Genomic DNA, 21,088 nt, shown 5'->3' on the forward strand with positions numbered 1-21,088 from the left:
ACAAAGCAGACATAAATATCTCGATTATATAATTTAAAATAGCTGAATAATTTAGAGATATATAATAAACATGTTTCGTACACAAATTGAAAATTAACTGTCCTCTTCACTCTAGAGACCAGAAAACAAGGAGGTTAGTATTGCTTTGTATAATATAAATCTTCTAAATCTCGCTTTTCGGTAGAAATAGCAGATTAAAGCTAGAACATTGTAGATTATATGTTTATATTCTATTCTATCAGATAAATAGCAGTTTTTACTCCTCTAATTTTACTATAATACTTAGTAGACAAGAAGAGAAGGTTGGATATAATTTTATCCACACTCCCTTAGACCAGAGAGATTAAGGGATTTAACTTTCCTGACTTTAACTCGCCTTCATTTGTCGAGTTAACCACAAGTTAACTTGACAACATATTACTAGAAAAGTGAAAAGACCTTATTTCCACAGGAAATCTAGGAATCATAAATCCCTAAATAAATTGAAAGTATTACTCTCCTTTCCATTTTAAGGAGGAGAATCCGGAAATAACATAGGTAAAGGACTCAAGTTTCTTACTTTGAAAATAACTGAAGGAATAACTATTCTTTGAAGGATATTATTAATATAGAGATATAAAGTGAACTATACAGATCTTTTAGCTGATCTTTCTGCATAAAATTTAAGACGCTATTTCCTTACAGCTACAGGGAGGTTCTCATTTCGAGATTATTTACCTAAACCTCCATAGAGGTTACGAGTCTTAGAGATCATATTAGATTCACTATTCCACGGATTAACGTATTACTTCATCAAGTCAACTATGGCTTTCCTTTCTGATACAAAGAGGGTAAAAGAAAGCGGCTTATGTAGTTTGTGGGATATTATGCCCTGAAAAGATCTCTCATCCCTTGATCTCCATAGCAGTATTAAGATGAAGAATATACATATTAGTCATAGAGTGGGTTGACCGTTTATTATTATGCTTATTGGACCGTTGTAGTTTCCCATTGGAGCTACAATAGTTATATTGATTAGCTCGTATGATCCACTCTTTATAGTAAATGGGATAGACGGACTTATTGAGTATATCCTAAAAGGAGGAGAGATAGATATACCACTAATTTGAGTAGGGAGTATTGAAGAGGACATGTTGAGAGTCAGTTCCATTACCCGCCCACCATGAAGTGAAAACGTTGAATTACTATACGTTGTCCTTATATATTTTACAAGAAGATCGTTTTGATAACTAACTCTTATCCCATCTACTTTCACGGTATAGAAGTAACCACTAAAGTATAAGTATGCTAAAGCGCCTACTATCAAGAGCACTATTATTATGCCGATTACGTAATTTCTTATCATAAAATAGATGCCAAACAACTATATTTAAAGCTTGAGTTTATATCACCTTATGAACAAATCTGATCCTTCATTTACTCAGAATTTTACAACTGAAAGCCTCGCTCTTCAGAGCGGGGATGATATCAAAAAAAGTTTATAAAAGGTGTATAGCGCGGACTTGGTCGGTGCGTTTAACATATCCATAATCCTGAGTCCTAATGATGGTGGGATCACCAGAGGGATAGGGATAAGCTGGGGTAAGACCACCCCACTGGTCTATACGTGGACGAGAGGATCGGGGCTGGTAGTACCAGATAGCTATGATTCTATGAGGGTGAAACGTATGGATCAAAACCTATGAACCGCTCTGAGGGGAACCCTCGCTCTTTAGAGCGGGGAGGAGGTCAGTTTTATAGACCTTAATTTAATGGAACATGAAGTAGAGAACTCCTAAGCTGAAAACGGACCTGGCTAACTACCACGACCTTTCAGACAGAGCATCAATACCTCACGATAGGGATTTCCTGCTTCCTCGGGGGACACTATACACAACATCAGAAGAGTTTATGCATAATAGAGGTTTCCAGTCCACAGACTTAGGAGGCAGCCCTAAATCTCCCAAAATATTAGGAGGATGTGTCAAGAATCTCCTACTCTTCTGAACCCTAGATCCAAAATCACATAGAAATTGTTATATTCAAGTTTTTACTATTACGATTTTGGATCTGGTGAAGAACGAAGCTTCCATCTGTTATTCATCTGGTATTATTGTTCATTTTCATAATCTCACTTTCAAATCTAGTTCTATCCGTACTCATCTCTTATCTACCTCGTGGATTTGGCGAGATAGCTCATCACTACCTTGTAACTTAACCCCGAATGGGGTACACTCCACTTCATTGAAAAGGATATCACTAATTCCAAAGCTTTTAACTTCTAAAAGCACGATCATTATATGACTGACTTTGACGTAATAGTTCTAGGAGGCGGAGGAGCAGGATATACATCTGCCTTTGAGCTTTCAAGAGGGGGTATGAAAGTGCTTCTCACTGAACCAAAGGGAGTACTTGGAGGAAATTGTCTTTATGAGGGATGTATTCCTTCTAAGACATATTGGCACGGATCTCACTTTTTGGATTCGTCCAAAAGGTTGTCATTCCTAAAAACCGAGGTTTCCTTTTCTAAGCTAGTGGATTGGAAGGATCAAGTCCAAGAGAGAAGGTTTAAGCAACACAGCGAAGAATTGAGAACGTATAACAACGTTACCTTTATCCCAAAGGAAGGAGAAGTTATAGATAAAAACCACGTTAAAATAGAAGATAAGACCTATTCAACTAAGTATATCGTGATAGCTACTGGAGCTTATCCATATATACCAGAAGGATTTGAAGGGGGGATAACTACACATGAACTATTAATGCCAGGAACAAAAGTTAGAGAGTTACCCGAAAAATTAGCAATCATAGGAGGAGGTTACATTGGAGTAGAAATGGCCTCAATTTTTGCTAAACTTGGATCAAAAGTTACTTTATTCGGGGCTAGAATTCTTCCAGAGACGTCAAAGGAGGTACAAGATCTCTTAGAAAAAACGTTAAATTCACTAGGAGTTGAGATAGTCAAGGAGAGATGTGCTGGACTAAAGCTCGAAAATGAGAAGAAATCCGTTTTCACTACAAATGGAAAGAGAGGAGAGTTTGATGAAGCTTTGATAGCCACAGGAAGACGACCGAACACTGCACTAATCCACGGTATCTCGCTAGGGAAAAAGGGCGAGATAGAGACTACACATGGCATGAAAACTATGATAGACAATGTCTATGCACCAGGAGACGTAAATGGAAAATACATGTTATTTCACGTTGCGGTTTTAGAGGGATGGATAACAGCTCAAAATATCCTAGAAGGAAATAGGGAAGTTGTACAAATGGACTATAACGCTGTTCCATTTGCGGTATATAGTACACCTCAAGTTGCCTGGACTGGAATGTGGAAAGAAGACGCAATTAAGAAGGGATATGATGTAGAGACTAGAAGGTTTAATTTAGCCCAAGACGCGAGAGATCAAATAGAGGGATTCGATGAGGGGTGGATAGAGATCGTTATTGAAAGGGGAAGCCAAAGAATATTAGGAGCTCAAGTTATAGGAGAAGATGCAGATATGTTAATAGGTGAACTGGCTTTGGCTGTAGGTGAAAGATTAACTACCTATGATATAGCTAGATTAAGTCAGCCCCATCCAACTCCTTTAGAAGAGCTTACGCTACTAATGAGAAAGGCTACAAAAATAAATACCCCATAATTTTTCCAATAGAAATTTAAGGTTTTATTCCAATTTGGATCTACATTAAAGAGTTTAATTCTCAACCTGTATGAGTTTAAAGTTTTAATGTTGGTCTCTTCAACTATTGAACAAAGAAATTCATGTAATCTTATCCTTCAATGAGGTAATCTCTGATCTTTTCTTATTAATTCAATAAAAATTTACTTTATTTTTAGCTTTTAGATAATGGGGGGGGGGGGGTAGGGTTTTGTGCTTATATAATCAATGATTTCACGGATCTCGGCAGGAACTTTTAAATCTGCTATACTCCTTAATGAGAAAAGCTTTTCAACAAATGGTATAATAATTTTCATCCCATTAAAATCCTTTAACATCTGTCGAGCTCTTTCAATATCTACAGGAAAAGGAGGAACCATATTCATGACAATCCCTAAGTACTCCCCTCTTTTCGCTTTATCTCCTTCTAAAATGTTTATATATTTTCTTATTGAAGAAAGTGTAACTTCACTGTAATCTGTAACATAGATTCTTCCTATTTTGGCATTAACATATTTCTCAAAGATAGGCAACTCCAGCATGACCTCCTCACTATTCCATGTAACCATTGATGGATTATCTACAACATAGTAGTTAAATCCTTGATTCAAAATTTCAACGTATTTTTCCTCAAATTCCCTCACGTCCTTCTCTGTATAAGACTTTAAATCCGATATATAATGTGGACCTTGTCCAAACAGTTTAAGTATACCCAACTTTCCATTATTCACCTTACGATCAATATAGTATCTTTCTCTAATCTTTTTGTTATCTTTACTGATTATTGTTTGAACCAATCCTATGTCTTTTATACCTGCTATACTTGATGACCATCCTAACGGATCTCTATCTATCAAAAGAACTTTAAATCCTTTTTCAGCTAAAGCGTTAGAGAGGAGAAGCGAAATCGTTGATTTCCCCACACCACCTTTGGTACTTAACACTGATATCCTCAAGAACAAACCCTCCTTTTTTTATTATATATCGGTTATAAAATTAACCCTAACAGATTCATTACTCAGTAGCTAATAGATCAAGTGGACTATGTTGAACTTTCTTTCAATCTCCTGATTAGTCTTCAGACAGATTTTCTAATAGTTATAATGCGGATTTCCTTTGTTAAGAACATCTTGTAAATCCGCTATGGTGTAAAAGTTATGGATCCAGGAATACGTAAGCTTTAGTTTAATTGTTTCATCGACACTACTTCACTTCCTACGTGTTCATTAAGATAATCCCATAAGATACAAGGACACTAAAAGAAAAACTGTCATATGCCGTTAAAAGTAGCTTCACTTAAATAGGACATTTTTACGCATTTCATGGTTTTTCCACCAAAATATTTTTTCAACATAAAATTAATTTGTCTTAGAGAAGAATATTATAGACCGAAGAAGGGACTACAAAAGAGTGAAGGATTAGAAACTAAAGTGTGCGGAGACCGCACACACGCTTCGGTAGTGTTGGTGGGTTAGCCGTCTAATGGATCGTGATGATGGGCTCAGAACGTAGTGAAGCCCAAGGGTTCTAGGGAAATAAATGTCCGTAAAACCCAAACCCATTCAATATAATATGTATTATACCCTCCTGAGGATCTTCTTTATCTCAACTCTTATTAAAATAAGTTGATCCCTTTTCACTTAGTTTGAATACTTTAATTTCATTTTCATTGCGATCTTAAGACTAGATCTATCATTACTTTATGCAGAATTAAAAATCTCTTTCGAAATCAATATATGTTTGAAAAGCCCTTTGCTTTTAAATTTCCCTAGAATGGATCACGCTGTGATAGTAGCTTCATTTACTCTTTACCTTTTTTAGTAATTCAACGTTCTCTGGATTGATTGTTTTCCTCCTTCTATCAACTCTTATTTTCATCTCCTTCGCACTTGACAAGGTGATTCCAGCCTTTTTTAATTCCCCCAAACTAAAACCTCTTCCTAGCTTAATTTTTCTCTGCTTATTCAGTGGAATGAACTTATATCTAGGCCTTTTAACTAGAGGCTTAATGGTTTGGGAAGACATAATATCTCTTCTTCACTGGGATTTTTAGATTTTATCTTGTTTAGTTTACTGATAGATACACTAAGACACTCTATAGGAAAAGAGTAACAATTAGATAGACCATTTCTCAATAATTGATTAGCAAAAGGCAAGGTAGTTATTACCGTGATAAATATTTATCTAATTGAACAAAAAATAGTTGATATTATTTTTGAACTATTATATTCTTGAGAAACTCTAATAGCTCATTATTAGTTGTTTTACCTAATATCTCCCTAGCATTCATTATTAACTTAAAGGCAATATCTTTTTCTCCCTTACAGTACTTAAGCATAGCGGTAGCTATCAGGATTAATGACTGTTGAAAGTCCTTCTCTTTCCCGTCCTTAGTTCTCCAAATTTTTTCTAAGCTTTCGTGAGCCTCCCAAAACCTTCCTTCGGAGAAGAGATAAAAAAAGTTCCCCTCCTCAAGGTTTTTAGTGTCTACAATAAAATTTGCCTTTCCTAAAATGTCCTCAACATTGCCTTCTGCATCAACTTCCATATATTTACATAATCTAACGTCTATTACATTTATACCTCTTTCCCTTAAGAACTGCTTTATTAGGGGAAAATACTTTTCCTTATCATAAAAGTATATTTTCCTTTCCATACTTTTTATGTGATTCTGCGTTTATATTTTCGCAAATGACGTCGAAAACTTAAGAGAAATAACACGGCTTTCTTGAGTTAACTACCCTAATCCTCTGGTCGATATTCCTCTCAATATCTAAAGTCGATCTCCCTAATTAAAAGGGTCTCCTTTCTTGATTTTAAATCTTGTATAGAGGTCGTGATCTTTAGAAATTACGTTAGACTCGTTGATCTATGGATTATGTACTACTTTATCAATTGAAAAGTTATAAAAATTAATTAATCCTAAAATTGGAAACAGTTCCTCGATCCATGAGTCCTTTACTCTCTTCACTATAACTCTCAAAACATATTCTATATGCACATAAAGAAGGAAAATCTAAAATATCATAAAAAACATTTAAGACGTAAAAGCAGTCTCATTAGGCATTACATTTGCAAATATTGAGAGTGTAAATATCCTAGATGGACAGGTTTCCTCACATCTCTGAGGTCTTCGATAAGACTTTCAAGGTGTAGGTTATTCCGCTAATAGGACATTATGATGTTCGTTAGCGTAGAACGTGGTGATGTCCAAGGCCTTATGGATATAGCAATACTCGTCCATAAACTCGAACTCCATTTCATGTTTGAGTAGGTCTTAACTTAATAGACGGTGAGACATGCCCTAGCTTTATTCCAAGGCTCTTTAGGTTATCACTTATGTGATCTAAAAGGTTTTTAAATGCATAAATTCTCCCTCCTTTGGGAAGAATCCTTGACGTGTTCTCTGAAACTAGTCTAAAAGTCATGACTCACGTAGAATTTTCACGGCCTAAGTAGGACTGCTAGCTAGAAAGGATTTGAACATTTAAATTTCGTAATTAACTGAAATAGCTTTAAGAATTTAGAAAAAAGTTTTTTGAAAAATACTTAAACTTGTTGGTCTCCCATCTTTAACGGCTCTCAAGGTAAATATTTAATAATAATTTTTACCCTATTTCATATATGTCTGAAAAGACAGACTATTTAATAATAGGAAGCGGTATTGCCGGTTACTTTGCTATGTTAGACCTTCTAAAAAACAATGCAAAAGTGACTATGGTCAGCTCAGATCAGGACTATCCATATGATAGGCCTCCTCTCTCTAAGGAGTACTTAAGAGGAGAAATTGATAAACCCTACTTTAATTCTCCAGACTACTATGCCTCTATCCCTGTCAAATTATATCTTAACTCAGAGGTTGAGAAAATTAAGAAAAAAGAGGCTATATTAAAAAATGGGAAAACAATAGAGTTTGAGAAAGCGTTAATTGCTACTGGGGCAAGACCAAGACATCTTAGCTTAGAAAGGGAGTATAATAACGTGTTTTACTTAAGAACCCTTAGGGATTGTAATGCAATAAAGGAGGCTCTTTCCTACTCTAAGAATCCTGTAATTATAGGAGGAGGATTTATAGGAGTTGAAGCAGCCGCAAGTATGGCGAAGTTAGGTAAAAAACCAACAGTAATAGAGGCTTTACCTTACATTTGGTCTAGTTTTGTTAGCGAGAATGTATCTAAATACGTGAAGGAGTACTTAGAAAGTAAAGGAGTAACTATTCTCACAGATGAAAAAGTAAAGGACTTCGAAGGTACAGATAAAGTAAAAGCCGTTATCACGCAGAGCGGAAAGAAGATAGAAACAGATATGATCTTAATCTCAATAGGTGTACAACCCAACGTTGAAATAGCTGAAAACAGCGAAATATCTACTAATAACGGAATCCTGGTTAATGAATATCTAGAGACAAACGTAAAGGATATCTATGCGGCTGGTGATGTAGCTAACTTTATTGACCCTTTATCAGGGAAGAGAAAAAGAATAGAACACTGGAACAATGCACAATACATGGGTGAATTAGCTGCAAAAAATATGATGGGGAAGGAGGTTCAATATAACTTTCTATCAACGGTATGGTCTGATATATTTGATATACATATAGAATCAGGAGGAGAAACAAGGGACTATGATGATTCAATAGTAAGAGGAAAAATTGAGACCAACTCATTTAACGTCATTTACATAAAAGGGGGAGTCGTAAATGGTTATGTAGCTTTTAATAGACCTCCAGAAGAATTAACCACTCTTAACGACATTATACTAAAGAAAATTACAGTATCAAATAAAAAGGATAAGATTTCTGACGAAGGGTATGATCTTAAAACGCTACTCTAGAATTTTAATTAAAATTATGTTTTTAACTTTATCTTAAATATACGTCAAAAATAAGTCCAGTTCTTATTCACTCACTATTTTCTTTTTATAGTCTTTACCGAGTCCACTAGAATATAATGGACTCTAAGCTGAACATCAGCCCTTAAAGGAATTTAAGGACTACTTCGCAAATAGCTTAATTCCTTGTGCTAGTAGATTTATAGATCATGATTAATTCTTCTTTAGGAAATAAATATATTTTATCTAGAAATAAAACTAATTAATTTAATTTGCTTTAACATAGAACACCTTCCTTTAATTGTTTAAGAAATTTAAACACCTTTTATTTATAGGACATAATCAACTTAATAGAATAAAAGTTATCTTTTTAAGAGAAGCATGAATAAAGAAAATTGATAAATATATGCAAATAGGTTTAATCATGTATAAATATAGATAAAAATGGTGAAAATATGCAAGAAGTAGAGTATAAAATAACTAAAAGAATTAAAAATTATGAGAGAAATTTTAATTTTTTTGCAGCTATTGCCACAGTAATAACTGGGATATTTACATGGATTTCAATACAGTTAAGAGAAGTTCTTCTTATAGAGAGTGGAATATTACTGTTTACTACAGCCCTCACAGTGCTTTCAGTAAATCTCATAATAGACTCCAAAGTAAAGTCTCATTCTAACTCTTGGATTTTTGTCTCGCCTCCAACAAAAGTAAGAAGTAAGGTTGATGAATTATGCGAACATAGACCTTCTTTATTAGAAGGAAACAACCCTGTAACGAGATTTGTTTCATGGCTATTTAAAAAGAGTTGGGCACACTTCGCCATAATATTTCCTAGTTTTGTGATATTTTATATAGTAATGATAACTGGACTTCTTGGATATCAATATTTAGGATCCTCTGGAATATCTTTAGTAAACTTTGCGTCTGATATAAGCTGGCTTTTTTGGTTTCCTTTACTTTGGTTACTGACTTGGATAGCAAATGGTAGGGCTTGGTGTCAGACATGTCCATTTAGTGGACAAGCTGAATGGATCCATAGACTTCATCCCTGGAAAAAGAGAAATAAAAAACTTGGGACTAAACTTAAGATGGCCAATTAAGTATAGCACAATCCTTTACTCAGCTGTTGGATTTTCTGTCTTAACTTGGATGGAAGAGTTTTACAACATAGGTGGACCAGGAATTCCTATGCTTACATCAGTAGTGCTAATTTACATTGGAGGGCTAGAGCTATTCATAAGTCTTTTATTCCAAGATAGAACTTTCTGCAGAACTATATGTCCACTCAGCGCTCCGTTAGCTGCTACTACGGTTATCTCTCCCCTTGGAACATTTAGGGCAAAGAATTCAGAAGTGTGTAAATCCTGCAACACGAAAGATTGTATGAAAGGAAACGACAAATCCTTTGGATGCCCATGGTTTGCGTCACCTGGAAGCAAAGAAAATTCACCAATGTGCGGACTCGCATCAGATTGTTACAAAGCGTGTCCACATGAAAATATTGATTGGAATATAAAGAAATTCCCATGGTTAAGCGATCTAACTGGGGGAAAGAAAAGGTTTGACGTTGCTCTATCAGTTGCGATACTCACTGGAGTTGTCCTGTTTCAATTCGTAAACGCGCTACCGTTCTATACTATGATAGATATGTACCTTAGCGCGATAACTGGGTGGGAAAATATAGCTAGACTACTAGTGCCGAGTCTAAGCCAATTTGGATATAGTACATATGGATATCCAAATCCTTTAGATTATTTTGCAATAAATAGTATACCAGTTGTTGTTCTACTGCTAGTTTCAAAAATGGAACAGAGGAGGGGAATATCATTAAAATGGGGATTTACTTCGTTGTCTTATGCCTTAATACCAATATTTGCATCAACAATACTTGCAAGAAATCTTCCGAAGTTCCTTGGAGGTTCGCCATTAATATTGGGAGAAATCTTAAACCCGCTAGGTAAATCAACTGGCATACTGCCCACAGATAGCGGAATATTAACAATCCTGCACTCTCTTGGAAATCACCCCTTGAATGCAACGGCAGCATGGTGGGTTATGCTGGTAATGGAAGGAGTTATTGCGTTTGGAATGTATTTAGGAATAAGAGCCTCAGATATAATGGCGGAAAGTGACGGTTTAAGAAAGTCAAGTTATTATACTGTAATTATAGGTTTTGGACTTACCTTTATGTTAATTACGTATTGGATGTCGTCACCCAATAATCCTGCGCTTCCCTTTTACAATCCATATCTAGGTAACTTGATCTACAATCCTCTCCAAGCTACTCCTCCATTTTAAGGTGATTAGAGTGGAACCTGTTATAATAATAGATGTAGATCGTTGTGTCGGCTGCTACATGTGTACAAAGGCTTGTGCCTTAGCTCAATGTTTAGAAGTTAGTGAGACGAGTAGGATTGTAGAGCTAGTGAGACCTGAAGATTGTACTGGTTGCAAAGCTTGTATGAGGGCTTGCCCATACAATTGCATAGTAGTGCTAAGCGAAGAAGAGCAAGTTCCGATAAGGGCAAAACTGACACTTTCAAGAGTAAGAAAATATATGAATAGAAAGGTTATAACGGTGAATCCCACATCTAGGATCGAAGAAGCTGCATATTTAATGAGTAAGCTGAACATAGGTTCACTCATTATACAAGAGGAAAATGAGATCAAAATAATTACAGAGAGTGATGTGTTACGTGCATGGGCGATGAAGAGAGAAAAAGATCGAGTTTTACATTTCTCTAATAGCGCTATAACGGTAGAAGGGAAAACGTTAGTGGATGAGGCTCTTAATATAATGCTAAATGCTGAAATAGGACATCTTCCTGTGTTAGAGAATGGGTCTCTAAGCGGAATGTTATCGATAAGGGATATACTCAGAGCATCATCACTAACGTTCCCCATAAAAGAAAGAATATTCCCAATAAATCCTAAGGACAAAGTAGTTAATTATACAGTGAAAGTACCAGTCATAAAAGATACAACAATTTCTAATGTTTATATGACTTTAACTGAAAATAATCTCAAAGCTTGTCTAGTTATGGAAAATCAGAATGTTGGTATACTTTCAATTAGAGATCTTACCTCAGCGTTAGCCTCTGGTAAATCGTTTAACGAGAGAATTGAACCTAGATTAATCCCTCCTATTTCAGGCAATGAGGAAATAGCTAGAGCTGTAGCGTTTATGATAGAACATAACGTTAGACATCTACCAGTTGATAGAGGTAATGAGTTTCGAATGTTAAGCGTAAAAGAGATAGCTAAACATGCAGTTTGGATAAGTAAAAATAATTAGATTATTTTTCAAAAAATTCTAACTCCCCTTATTTCTATGAAGATAAGAACTTATATCAATAATCTCTAGATTATCGCATCCCTCAATACAATCTCCACAACCAACACAAGTTATCCTATTGCTAAAACCTTTTTTAGTTACGTCTGAACTTATTGGAATCTTTATTGGACATGCGTCATCACAAGAATGAGCCTTACAATTTCTACAGAGACTAGGATCCCTAGCCCTAATCTTAAATAAAACCTTGTTAAATATTCCAGAAAAAGTTCCAAAACCACACCAGCCTTGCCTTGCACAAGAGTAAATACCGAATACTGGGGTAGTAAAGTAAAAGAACCACCACACATAATTAAGAGTAAACATTCCGTAAAAATCTAAGGGATTTAACGGCTTACCAGCAATTACTGGTTGAGCCCATACGTGGAAATCGGACAGAACGTAAAGCGTAAACGCTACTATCATTGGTATTAGAAATAACCATCTTAAGTAATCCCATATTTTACTACTCCTTTTTGCCTTAAATTGATCATAAAATGCGTTTGTCCACATATGAGCTGCCATGCACGTTAAATTACAGTAAACCCTTCTTCCAAATAGAGAGGAAGCAAATACTATGATAAGTATGGAAATCGAAAAAGAAAGCAAAGTAACTGGAAATATCATCCCACTCATTCCAAATATATAATATGAAGTGTAATATGGAACGTAGACCACAAAAAGAGGAATTCCTAAGATGATGATTAAAGTCCAAGTCTTGACTTTACCTGTCTTAACTGTCCTAAACCTCTCATAGACCAAGAAAGCCATCTCCGCACCCATCATTATCACGTAGTAAGGAGTCATAGTAGCCATCATTATAGCAATGAAAGAACTCCAGAAGAAGGCGAAAAGCTCTCCTGAAATCAAGGCTGAATGATAAGCCGAAAGTGTCATTGAAAGTGGGTTAATTGGAAATAGCCACCAAAGGCCAGTAAAAGGATGGGGGATGCCTTGCATTGAGTTAGCCATGTGATTTATTGAAGGCATATCGTTATGTGTTATTATATGAGTACTCATTCCCTTCATTATTCCTCCACTCATACCTAGAATTAGCGCAAGGACTGTCTCTCCAAATGCCATAATTATTTCTGTAGCATTGATCAGGACTAAAAAGGAGAAAAGATATTTCCACGTTTTCGTTATTCTTCTTTCGCCTATCTTATAAAATGTAAGTAAAAAGTACGCTACCATTGACAAAAGCATTGACAAAGAGATCAAGTAAAAGTTCATAAATGCTGAAAATCCTGTTAGGCCAACCATCATAAATAAGTTAAAGAACGCTAACGTTAAGGAAATTATCTGAATTCTTGAGCTTATGTTACTTCTAATCTCCATGAGGTATAGCATTATTATATTTATGACCATGATTATGTTAGAGATAATTGATGCATAAAATTCGGCAAATTTAGACAGATCAATATAAATGTTAGGCAAAAAAGCCATAGAAAAAGCGAAGGTAAAGAGAGCCCATTCCTTTATATCCCTAACTGAGAAAATTAGGAAAAATATAGCGTCGACCATCATCATAAACCCAAACGCTATATTACTTACGGAATCTATAATTGGATTACCTAGATGTGGGCCAAATGCCAAGGAAAAAGCATATCCCATTGCTAATTCATCAACAACAACTGTTAAAGCGTACAGTAGAGAAAGTTGAGCATTTCTTCTCCATTCAATCCTAGTATCTTTTACAGTTGTCGATAAAATTATAGGAACTGAGGCTAAAAGTAAACTAATTGGTTCCACATAAACTGACATATTTTTAAATAGAATTAAGGAAATATCTACAGCCTCAACCCCCATATACAGTAGAATCGAGGAAAGGAAAAATATACCCCTTTTACTAGTCATTTCTATTTTAACTGAAAAATAGAATATTACTAAATCTATAGCCATCATTCCTATGATGTAAACTAAAATAGCTAATTGATGAGGGGACATGTTAGACCAATTATAATTAAAAATAATCTAAATATAAACTAGTAGTCATATATCTAGAGTCAAATTAACATAATTTACAGAAAATGAACATAAAAATAAATCAGAGCTGCAGTGGTAATCATCACAATTCAAGCCGCCCATCGCTCATCATTAGTGGACCGGCCGGGATTTGAACCCGGGACCTCTCGGGTGCGAACCGAGCACTCTTCCAGGCTGAGCTACCGGCCCATAAATTAATCTCCTTAATCGAGTAATTATTTTTTCTGGATCCTTCTAACATTTCTTCTAATTGTTCTCGTAACCAAATACCTACTTACTGATGCAACTCCTATAATAACACCAATAGCTAACATAAACTCAAGCGTTATTGCACCACTTATTACGTCAATTATAATTTCTCTTAAAAGAAAAGATATTGTAGCATCTATAACGTAAACTATACTCCTCCCTCTACCTTGGAAAAAGTCATATACGCTTAGATAAACCTCAAGGAAAACAATGATGAGTAGAACATTTTCCAGAATAACTTCTGCTACCCCTATAAAACCAAGAGAGAAGGATTGTATTGACTCAATAATTGCGCTAACTAACGAGAAAGCTAATCCTATAACTAGAAGAGCCTCGACCAGAACTGAAGTTGTTTTTATAATTAGCCTGTTTATTCTTACGCTTAATTCTTTCTTATCCCTGTTGTCATGCAATGTATTCCACCAAAACCTCCAGTTAACTCTGAGACATCTACCACAATAAAATCCAGACCTTCCTCTCTTACTTCTCTAGTCTCAGGGAATACTTCATCCTTCAATTTAAGTTTATTTAGGAGATCTTCATAATTTCTCCTTGCTAGATATTCTTTAACTCCATTAAGATTCCTTTTTACATCGGGAGAGATAAACTTTCCATCCTTTAAAGTAAGAAAGTTGGTAGCATATAGCAGCTGCTCTCCTAGAGAGACAGAAATGATTCTAAGTCCCTTGCTCTTTAAGTAAGAGAGAAGAGAGCACTTCTTCTTCCTCGTATATCCCTTCTCCTTCTTTTCGTATACATCTACAGTAGTGTTAGATAGAATATCCGGATTTCCTACAATAACGCCCTGCTTTGGAGAATTAATATACATATCCAAATGCATAGTTAACGCATAATCATTATAGTGTTCTAAGACAGGATTATATGCAACTATTACCTCGTCAAAATCTACAGCCTCCATAGCTTGAACTATTCCGCCTATACTTGTCCTATCTCCAGTACCGAAAATTACAAAATCGTCTAAAGCCAAGTAGTCACCTCCTTCAAGGAAAGCGGGTTCTGAAATTTCTTTAATTGGTTTCTCTCCAAGAGCAAGGAATCCAAGTTTAATCATCACAGTTTCCCTAGATCTTGCCCTCTTACTCATCCTACCTATGATTAGACCCTTATCTGTTATTATGCTCTGATCTCTAGTAAAGTAAAGGTTGGCCAAAGGTTCCTCATTTAGTATTCTAGTGAAATAATCCGATGTCCCCAAAGCCTCATGAGAGAGAACGGTTGGACTCAACAAGATTACGTTAAATAAGGTTTCATCATCTAAATCTTCTATATCTTTTATAAAACCCTTTGCCTTCTTCTCAACTTCTCCATCTCCTTCAAATTTAATGTAATTCAAGGCAGTAGTCTCTAAAAACTTTCTAAATGATGGATTTGTCCTTGACGAATTAATAATCAATTCTTTAAGTTTCAAAACCTCTACTCCCATTTCCTTAAATGACTCCTGTAAAGACCTATGTTGATCTACAGCTTTAGAAATGTTAAACCTCCTCATGTAGAGGAATGAGTTAGGATCAAGCACGCCATAGAACATCTCTATTCCAGGTTCATGAACCAAAACGGCTTTGAGGTCATCCCACTCAGATTTTACCCGTAACAATTAACCTCACCGACTTCAATAAGTATTAGCGAATGTTCCCTAGACATAGCTATTATATAGGGGGAATAACATAAAAGATTTTGGGAATCGACACCTTTAATTGAAACGTGCTATAATCAGACATATACATCCCACGAAACCTTAAACAAAAATGAAAAAAGTTTAAAATTCAAGTAAACTTCTGGAGAAACGAGGAAGTAGATAAGCCAAATACTTCCAAAAACATTGAACAAAATCAGAAAAAACTGAACATACACCATCCAATCTCTTTCAAAAATAGAAATGGATGAAAGGAGTTAATGGAAGTCTTGTATCTTCTATCTAAGAAATGAGTCTTGATTAAACTTCTTACTACTTCTCTTAGAATAAATTTCCTAGCATAAATAAGTCCAAGTAAACTTGATTTTATATATAGTTATTTTTACTATCTCTAATTTGAATCTAAGGTAAAGATCAGACTTTCATTAGTAAACAGTGTTAGAGGAGTCTCCCATATTTTTAATCCTTATAAAAAATATGGACGAGATAAAAGCTATACGTTTTGCAGTAGAAATTCTAAAGGAAATGATGCCAGATGATTGTGGAGAACTTATGGAAAAAAAGTTTAACATTCTCTTAAAGCAAATAAAAGACAGAGGAATCGAAGAAGTATTTAGGGAATGGTTAGATGAGGATGAGGAAGTTATACTAAGTCCTTGAAAGCTTTGCCAATTTCTTCGCTCGCTTCCTCAACATCCTTTACCGAGTCTATAGATCTCCAGTAAACGTTATCAAATTTTTTCCCTACTAAGAGCTTTTTCTCAGCAAGTATAGGAAAAGTCAACTTCTCAATATCCCCTTTTTCTGGAAGATATTCAAGGGCTTTGGACTTTAATAGGTAAACCCCAGCATTAATCCAGTAATCATTTAAGATAGGTTTTTCAACGAAACTTACAACGTGTTTTCCTGAGGTTTGGACAACACCATAAGGACTTCTAAGCGGAACTAAGGCTATGGATGCTACTCCTTCAGGTTCTTTTAAGTAATCCAAGTTTAAGTTGGTTAATATATCACCATTTATCACGATAAACTCATCGTTCAAAAATTGCTTTACGTTATAGATCGCTCCAGCAGTACCTAAAGGTTCCTCTTCCATACTGAGTAAACAACTAACCTTTAATTTTCCACAGTTTTTGGAAATCCATTCCATTAACACCTCCTTTTTATACCCACCAAGAATTATAAACGATGAAATACCATAATTTCTAAGCCAAATAATTTGCCATTCCAAGATAGGTTTTCCGCTTATCTCTATAAGAGGCTTAGGTTTATCATCAGTAAGAGGCCTTAATCTCTTACCGAATCCGCCTGCTAATATTAGAGCTTTCATAATAGTCTACCAATTCTAAAAAATTTAAGGTTTATAGTAATACTGCTACGTTAAATGTGTAATATGAGTATAGTATGTGATCTACCCTGCACTAAAGTGTGGAGCTTCCTGCTTCACCGTTTACCCTCGCGTTGGATTTAACTAAGTAGAGGGGTCAGCTTCACAGGATCAGTGGATCCCGCCCCGAAGCGGGGAAAACGTTAAGGGAACCGACTAAATCGCGGTCTGCGATGTATCCACAACTTTCATAGAAGAAAGTCCTCTGTGAAAGGGGCATTTCTTCTTGATGTAACCACAACGAGGACAAGTCCTTGAGGTGTAGGCTGGGTTGACTAGCTTGAATTCCTTTTGATATTTCTCTATCTGCTAAGTGAATATCTTCCCCATCTCATAGAAACCAACGTCGTGTAAATGAAGTCAGAGTAGTCTAGTTGAAAGTGAAACAAGTTACTTGTTTTTTATATCCTCCATAATTAACGTGTCATAGTTCTCAGCGAAGAATTTCCCTATCTTGTAGTATAAACGTCTTAACATTAAGGCTTGCTTATCATAGCACGTTAAAATACTGTAACATAAGAAACGAGAGTATTATAGAATATCAGTTAATCAAATATTTGACGAAGATATGACTGAACTTACCTTAACAATGTAAAAGTCCTTATTTAATGTATTACTACTAGATCTCGAAACGAACAACTTCTATTCTAACTGGTGTGCAGAAAGAGAAAATCTCTATATTGAAATTCAAAATAATAGATTCATAACTAACTTCTCTATAACGACGTTAGTCTTCAATTAGATAAAAGTATTCGGTTTAGCCTCTCCTTTCAATCTTATCATGGATAGAAGAATCTCGTTTCCATTGCTCAGCCTTTCTAGAAGATATATCGACAATACCCTGATTTTCTCTTGTCTACATCGCAAACACTGATCTAATGAATGGATTACTTCGTCTTTAAATCTAGTTTCTAACGACATATACGTTTTCTCGTTCTCTATTTCCCTTATTTCCTTTTCAATTTCTGACATAACCTTAAGCAAGTCCTCATCTTCTTCTCCTTTTCTAAGTTCGAGAAGATATCTTCCAGCCTCTATAACTTTCCCCTCATTTAAGTAATCTACTGCCTTCATTAATTCTGTAAACATTATTTAATCTTCCATTTCTTACCTTAAAAATACTTAGCTAACTTCCATAACCCTAAAAGACAGGCTTTAGGTTGTAAAATCATTACTTAACTATCATAACAGGAACTCTAGACTCATTCAAGACTCTAGTGGAGACACTACCTAATAAGGCTTTTCTAAATCGAGATAAACCTCTACTTCCAATCACAATAATTGAAGCATTAACTTCTTTAGAGTAGCCTAATATAGATTCAGATGGCTCACCCTCTAGAACTTCTCCTTTAGCCTGAACACCGTTATTTGATGCTAATTGAATTGCTTGATCTATATCCTTCTTAGCTTTCTTTTCCATATCTTCAACAGCAGAAAGAGGTGGAAGTATACCAACGTTTTCGAAAACTGTCACATCTACCGCTTCAATAACATAAAGCTTAGCAGAATACTTCTTAGCTAAATCAATTCCTAAATCTAGAGCTCTTTTAGAGTTTTCACTTCCGTCATAAGCTACGAGAATTACGTCAAACATTGTATTCACATGAATGATGAGAGTATAAATTATTTTCCTATCTAAAGAAGATAGTATCCTTTACAATCTTCCTTAAATCCCTTAGCTTTTTTGAGTTGTAAACGTTATTAAGAACCGAATCTATTTCCTTATAGTGTCTTTCACCTAACGAGGATAACTTAACAGACGACTCCTCTTTTCCCTTTTCAGTAAGACAATAAGTCTTGGAAATTTTAACGTATCCTGTCCTCGCTAAATAAAGTAAGTGAGCGTCTACTCTAGGACTATAAACAAAAATCCTCTTATCCCATCTAAAGTAAAAGAGTGGATCTTGAGCAAAAAAATGATTGGACAGGTAATACCAAGTTAAAAACGATGAAACAAAGAACGGTATTCTCTCTAGTTTAGATCTGTGTAAAGAGAATAAAATTATATCATCCACTGTAAAATCATAATCCCTAATTGGCTCTCTAGAGAGTTTCCCGTATTCTGCCCATATTTTCTTAACTAGAAAATACATTGACGATAAGGATCCAAACTTTTCAGCTTCCTCTACTGCTTCCTCTATTAACTTCTTAACCATCAATCCTCTCAACTCTTCCCATAGCTTCCCATTGCTTCCTCAAGTACATCCTTTATCTGGTCGTAAGCATAATCAACACTACATTTTCTTAAAGTCTCCAATCCCCTTTGGCCAATCCTTTCTTCATCCTTTAAGGAATCTCTTATCGCAGAGGCTAATCCGTTGTAATCTCCAGGATTAAACGTATATCCATTAATTCCTTCTATTATGAGTTCACTAGCCCCAGCTCCTTTGCTTACTACAACTGGTTTCCCATAATTCCATCCTTCACATACTGTTAAGCCGAAACCCTCAACGTTTGATGGTAGAACCACCACATTCGATCTTTGATATAGGGAAAACAAGTCGTCATCTGTAACGTAACCTGTAAAGATTACCTTATCCTCTACGTTAAATTGCTTTGCTATATCCTTCAATTTTCTTACCCAATTGCTAGCCTTATCATGACCTAAAGTCTTACTAGTAAAACTGCCATCGCCTGCAAGGACTAGCTTGACGTTAAGATTCTTTATAGCTTTTATCGCAACGTCTTGACTCTTTATGGGATCCATCCTCGCAACTACTAGAATAACTTTGTCATCTTCCTTTATGCCATATTTAGATTCTATTGATCTTACGTCCGAATCGCTTACTTTTTTATAGGATGAAGGATCGATAAAGGGGTAAATCTGCTTAGCCTTAACTTTTGCCCCTGTTCTAAGAAGACCTTCCATATCTCGCTTAGTACTTAATATAACTAAATCGAAACCTTCAAATGATCTTGCTACGAACTCCCTTAATCTTTCTCCCATATTTTCTGGTACAAATGGAATATGATACCATAGAACTGCTGGAGCAGAAGGGCCTATTATTCCTCCAATTAGAAGTTGCTGAAAGTCGTTTATAAAGAATACGTCGGTATCTGAGTAATATTCAAGTAGTTTCTGGGCTGAAAGCCAATTATATGTTGCATATGCTATATACTCTCGACCATTTATCTCATACCTAGATACACCATGCGCCTCGTTATAAATTCCTTCCTTGAATTTTGTATAAAGTGAAAGTACTTCCGGGGATAAATCAATGAAACTGACGTTCATATTATTCATTACTATTTCAGGAGGATATCCTGGTCCTAATGCTACCCACCTCGATCTTTCCTTGAAGTTACTTAGAAGACTTAACATCATTTTTGAAACTCCTCCAACTGATATATAATAATCATCTTGACTGAGTTCGTTAAGATCTAATGGTAAAGAAATATATCCATACTTCTCCAATATATCCTTATACGTTAACTTAAGTCTAACAGGTGGAGTCTGAGTGTTAATCGCAATCCTCATAGGCATAATTAGCCAAAATCCTTAAAAAAGCCATTCTTAAAATTGAACTGGTAATACTTTGTAAGATAGATATTAACCAACTTCATCATTTTAAAAAATTCTTAATTTGACAACTACTCAAGCCTCGCCTTTTAAGGCGGGGTTATTTTTTAAAAGCTTTGATCTATGTGGTATCTTGTATGTCCTCCGATGAATGGGTACTAACCAGGGCAATAATCCTAAAGGTTAGCCCAGAGGAGGACATCAACTTCTCAAAATGGAAGACCGCGACAAACCTAGTTTTAAAGTGGTTTCTACATAAAGCAGTTTGGACTAAAAGAAATGGGGAGTACACAATCTCATTAAACAAAGTACAACAAGTGTGGTACAAGGAGTTAAGGGAGAAGTTTAGTTTTACCTCTTACCAAGCAATAGCGTGTTTAAGACAAGCAATAGCGAAAAGTTGGATGAACAACCCAAACAAGGGAAGGGAACCTAGGTAAGAAGTGTGGTTTTCAAGCTGATAGGGATTCGTTAGCTGTTTTAAACT

The 21,088-nt window shown here is 35.4% G+C and carries 21 protein-coding genes and 1 tRNA gene; 8 read left to right on the top strand and 14 right to left on the bottom strand.

Annotated elements, in window-relative coordinates:
- Positions 1-934: 934 nt before the first annotated feature.
- The gene (locus CM19_RS04500) at positions 935-1,345 is read right to left on the bottom strand and encodes a hypothetical protein (RefSeq protein ID WP_235185620.1); all 411 of its coding nucleotides are present in this window, start codon (positions 1,343-1,345) and stop codon (positions 935-937) included.
- 142 nt (positions 1,346-1,487) lie between these two features.
- Here CM19_RS04500 and CM19_RS04505 point away from each other — a divergent pair, with 142 nt between their 5' ends.
- Positions 1,488-1,685: a hypothetical protein gene (locus CM19_RS04505; RefSeq protein WP_081801209.1), complete on the top strand. Its 198-nt coding sequence runs from the start codon at positions 1,488-1,490 to the stop codon at positions 1,683-1,685.
- A 594-nt stretch (positions 1,686-2,279) separates the two neighbouring features.
- Positions 2,280-3,623 carry a dihydrolipoyl dehydrogenase gene (locus CM19_RS04510; protein ID WP_048099269.1) on the top strand — a complete coding sequence of 448 codons (1,344 nt, stop codon included), beginning with the start codon at positions 2,280-2,282 and terminating at the stop codon, positions 3,621-3,623.
- Positions 3,624-3,823: 200 nt separating this feature from the next.
- Here the strand turns inward: CM19_RS04510 and CM19_RS04515 are convergent, their stop codons facing one another.
- The 3 genes from CM19_RS04515 to CM19_RS04525 form a co-directional block, all read right to left on the bottom strand.
- The gene (locus CM19_RS04515; protein WP_048099270.1) at positions 3,824-4,585 is read right to left on the bottom strand and encodes a tyrosine-protein kinase family protein; all 762 of its coding nucleotides are present in this window, start codon (positions 4,583-4,585) and stop codon (positions 3,824-3,826) included.
- Positions 4,586-5,438: 853 nt separating this feature from the next.
- Complete coding sequence (locus tag CM19_RS04520) at positions 5,439-5,666, bottom strand: ribosomal protein L13e (protein WP_048099271.1); 228 nt, start codon at positions 5,664-5,666, stop codon at positions 5,439-5,441.
- 184 nt (positions 5,667-5,850) lie between these two features.
- On the bottom strand, positions 5,851-6,297 hold the full coding sequence (locus CM19_RS04525; RefSeq protein WP_052349456.1) for a DUF309 domain-containing protein: 447 nt from the start codon (positions 6,295-6,297) through the stop codon (positions 5,851-5,853).
- 968 nt (positions 6,298-7,265) lie between these two features.
- Between CM19_RS04525 and CM19_RS04530 the strand changes: the two genes are divergently transcribed.
- The 4 genes from CM19_RS04530 (at position 7,266) to CM19_RS04540 (ending at position 11,769) form a co-directional block, all read left to right on the top strand.
- Complete coding sequence (locus CM19_RS04530) at positions 7,266-8,474, top strand: NAD(P)/FAD-dependent oxidoreductase (RefSeq protein ID WP_048099272.1); 1,209 nt, start codon at positions 7,266-7,268, stop codon at positions 8,472-8,474.
- A gap of 452 nt (positions 8,475-8,926) precedes the next feature.
- On the top strand, positions 8,927-9,574 hold the full coding sequence (locus CM19_RS13295) for a 4Fe-4S binding protein (protein ID WP_235185621.1): 648 nt from the start codon (positions 8,927-8,929) through the stop codon (positions 9,572-9,574).
- Positions 9,489-10,772, top strand: a complete 1,284-nt coding sequence (locus CM19_RS04535) for a hypothetical protein (protein ID WP_235185622.1) — start codon at positions 9,489-9,491, stop codon at positions 10,770-10,772. The genes CM19_RS13295 and CM19_RS04535 overlap by 86 nt, the downstream gene beginning before the upstream one ends.
- 10 nt (positions 10,773-10,782) lie before the next feature.
- On the top strand, positions 10,783-11,769 hold the full coding sequence (locus tag CM19_RS04540) for a CBS domain-containing protein (RefSeq protein ID WP_048099273.1): 987 nt from the start codon (positions 10,783-10,785) through the stop codon (positions 11,767-11,769).
- Between the two features lie 18 nt (positions 11,770-11,787).
- Here CM19_RS04540 and CM19_RS04545 read toward each other — a convergent pair whose 3' ends face one another.
- The 4 genes from CM19_RS04545 to CM19_RS04560 all read right to left on the bottom strand — a co-directional run bounded on the left by CM19_RS04545 (position 11,788) and on the right by CM19_RS04560 (position 15,655).
- Positions 11,788-13,752: a 4Fe-4S binding protein gene (locus CM19_RS04545; RefSeq protein WP_048099274.1), complete on the bottom strand. Its 1,965-nt coding sequence runs from the start codon at positions 13,750-13,752 to the stop codon at positions 11,788-11,790.
- Between the two features lie 154 nt (positions 13,753-13,906).
- A tRNA-Ala gene (locus CM19_RS04550) sits at positions 13,907-13,980 on the bottom strand.
- Between the two features lie 26 nt (positions 13,981-14,006).
- Positions 14,007-14,453, bottom strand: a complete 447-nt coding sequence (locus tag CM19_RS04555; RefSeq protein WP_216604253.1) for a phosphate-starvation-inducible PsiE family protein — start codon at positions 14,451-14,453, stop codon at positions 14,007-14,009.
- Positions 14,423-15,655 (bottom strand): arginine deiminase family protein, encoded by a 1,233-nt coding sequence (locus CM19_RS04560; protein WP_150111382.1) that lies wholly within the window; start codon positions 15,653-15,655, stop codon positions 14,423-14,425. Before CM19_RS04560 ends, CM19_RS04555 begins: the two co-directional genes overlap by 31 nt.
- Positions 15,656-16,171: 516 nt before the next feature.
- Between CM19_RS04560 and CM19_RS04565 the strand changes: the two genes are divergently transcribed.
- Positions 16,172-16,354: a hypothetical protein gene (locus CM19_RS04565; protein ID WP_048099612.1), complete on the top strand. Its 183-nt coding sequence runs from the start codon at positions 16,172-16,174 to the stop codon at positions 16,352-16,354.
- On the opposite strand, the gene CM19_RS04570 is transcribed toward CM19_RS04565, so the two are convergent.
- The 6 genes from CM19_RS04570 to CM19_RS04590 all read right to left on the bottom strand — a co-directional run bounded on the left by CM19_RS04570 (position 16,338) and on the right by CM19_RS04590 (position 20,559).
- Entirely contained in the window at positions 16,338-17,024 is a 687-nt protein-coding gene (locus CM19_RS04570; protein ID WP_048099276.1) for a nucleotidyltransferase family protein, read from the bottom strand. The genes CM19_RS04565 and CM19_RS04570 overlap by 17 nt on opposite strands.
- A gap of 213 nt (positions 17,025-17,237) precedes the next feature.
- Positions 17,238-17,387 carry a zinc ribbon domain-containing protein gene (locus CM19_RS13530; protein ID WP_081801227.1) on the bottom strand — a complete coding sequence of 50 codons (150 nt, stop codon included), beginning with the start codon at positions 17,385-17,387 and terminating at the stop codon, positions 17,238-17,240.
- Between the two features lie 432 nt (positions 17,388-17,819).
- Positions 17,820-18,170, bottom strand: coding sequence for a hypothetical protein (locus CM19_RS04575; protein WP_048099277.1), 351 nt, complete (start codon positions 18,168-18,170; stop codon positions 17,820-17,822).
- 82 nt (positions 18,171-18,252) lie between these two features.
- On the bottom strand, positions 18,253-18,675 hold the full coding sequence (locus CM19_RS04580; RefSeq protein ID WP_048099278.1) for a universal stress protein: 423 nt from the start codon (positions 18,673-18,675) through the stop codon (positions 18,253-18,255).
- Positions 18,676-18,712: 37 nt separating this feature from the next.
- On the bottom strand, positions 18,713-19,237 hold the full coding sequence (locus CM19_RS04585; RefSeq protein ID WP_048099613.1) for a hypothetical protein: 525 nt from the start codon (positions 19,235-19,237) through the stop codon (positions 18,713-18,715).
- 8 nt (positions 19,238-19,245) lie between these two features.
- Positions 19,246-20,559, bottom strand: a complete 1,314-nt coding sequence (locus CM19_RS04590; protein WP_048099614.1) for a glycosyltransferase family 4 protein — start codon at positions 20,557-20,559, stop codon at positions 19,246-19,248.
- A 179-nt stretch (positions 20,560-20,738) separates the two neighbouring features.
- Here CM19_RS04590 and CM19_RS04595 point away from each other — a divergent pair, with 179 nt between their 5' ends.
- Positions 20,739-21,041, top strand: a complete 303-nt coding sequence (locus tag CM19_RS04595) for a hypothetical protein (RefSeq protein WP_048099279.1) — start codon at positions 20,739-20,741, stop codon at positions 21,039-21,041.
- Positions 21,042-21,088 lie beyond the last annotated feature (47 nt).

Source organism: Candidatus Acidianus copahuensis, assembly GCF_000632495.1.
In the GTDB taxonomy this organism is placed as follows: Archaea; Thermoproteota; Thermoprotei_A; order Sulfolobales; family Sulfolobaceae; genus Acidianus; species Acidianus copahuensis.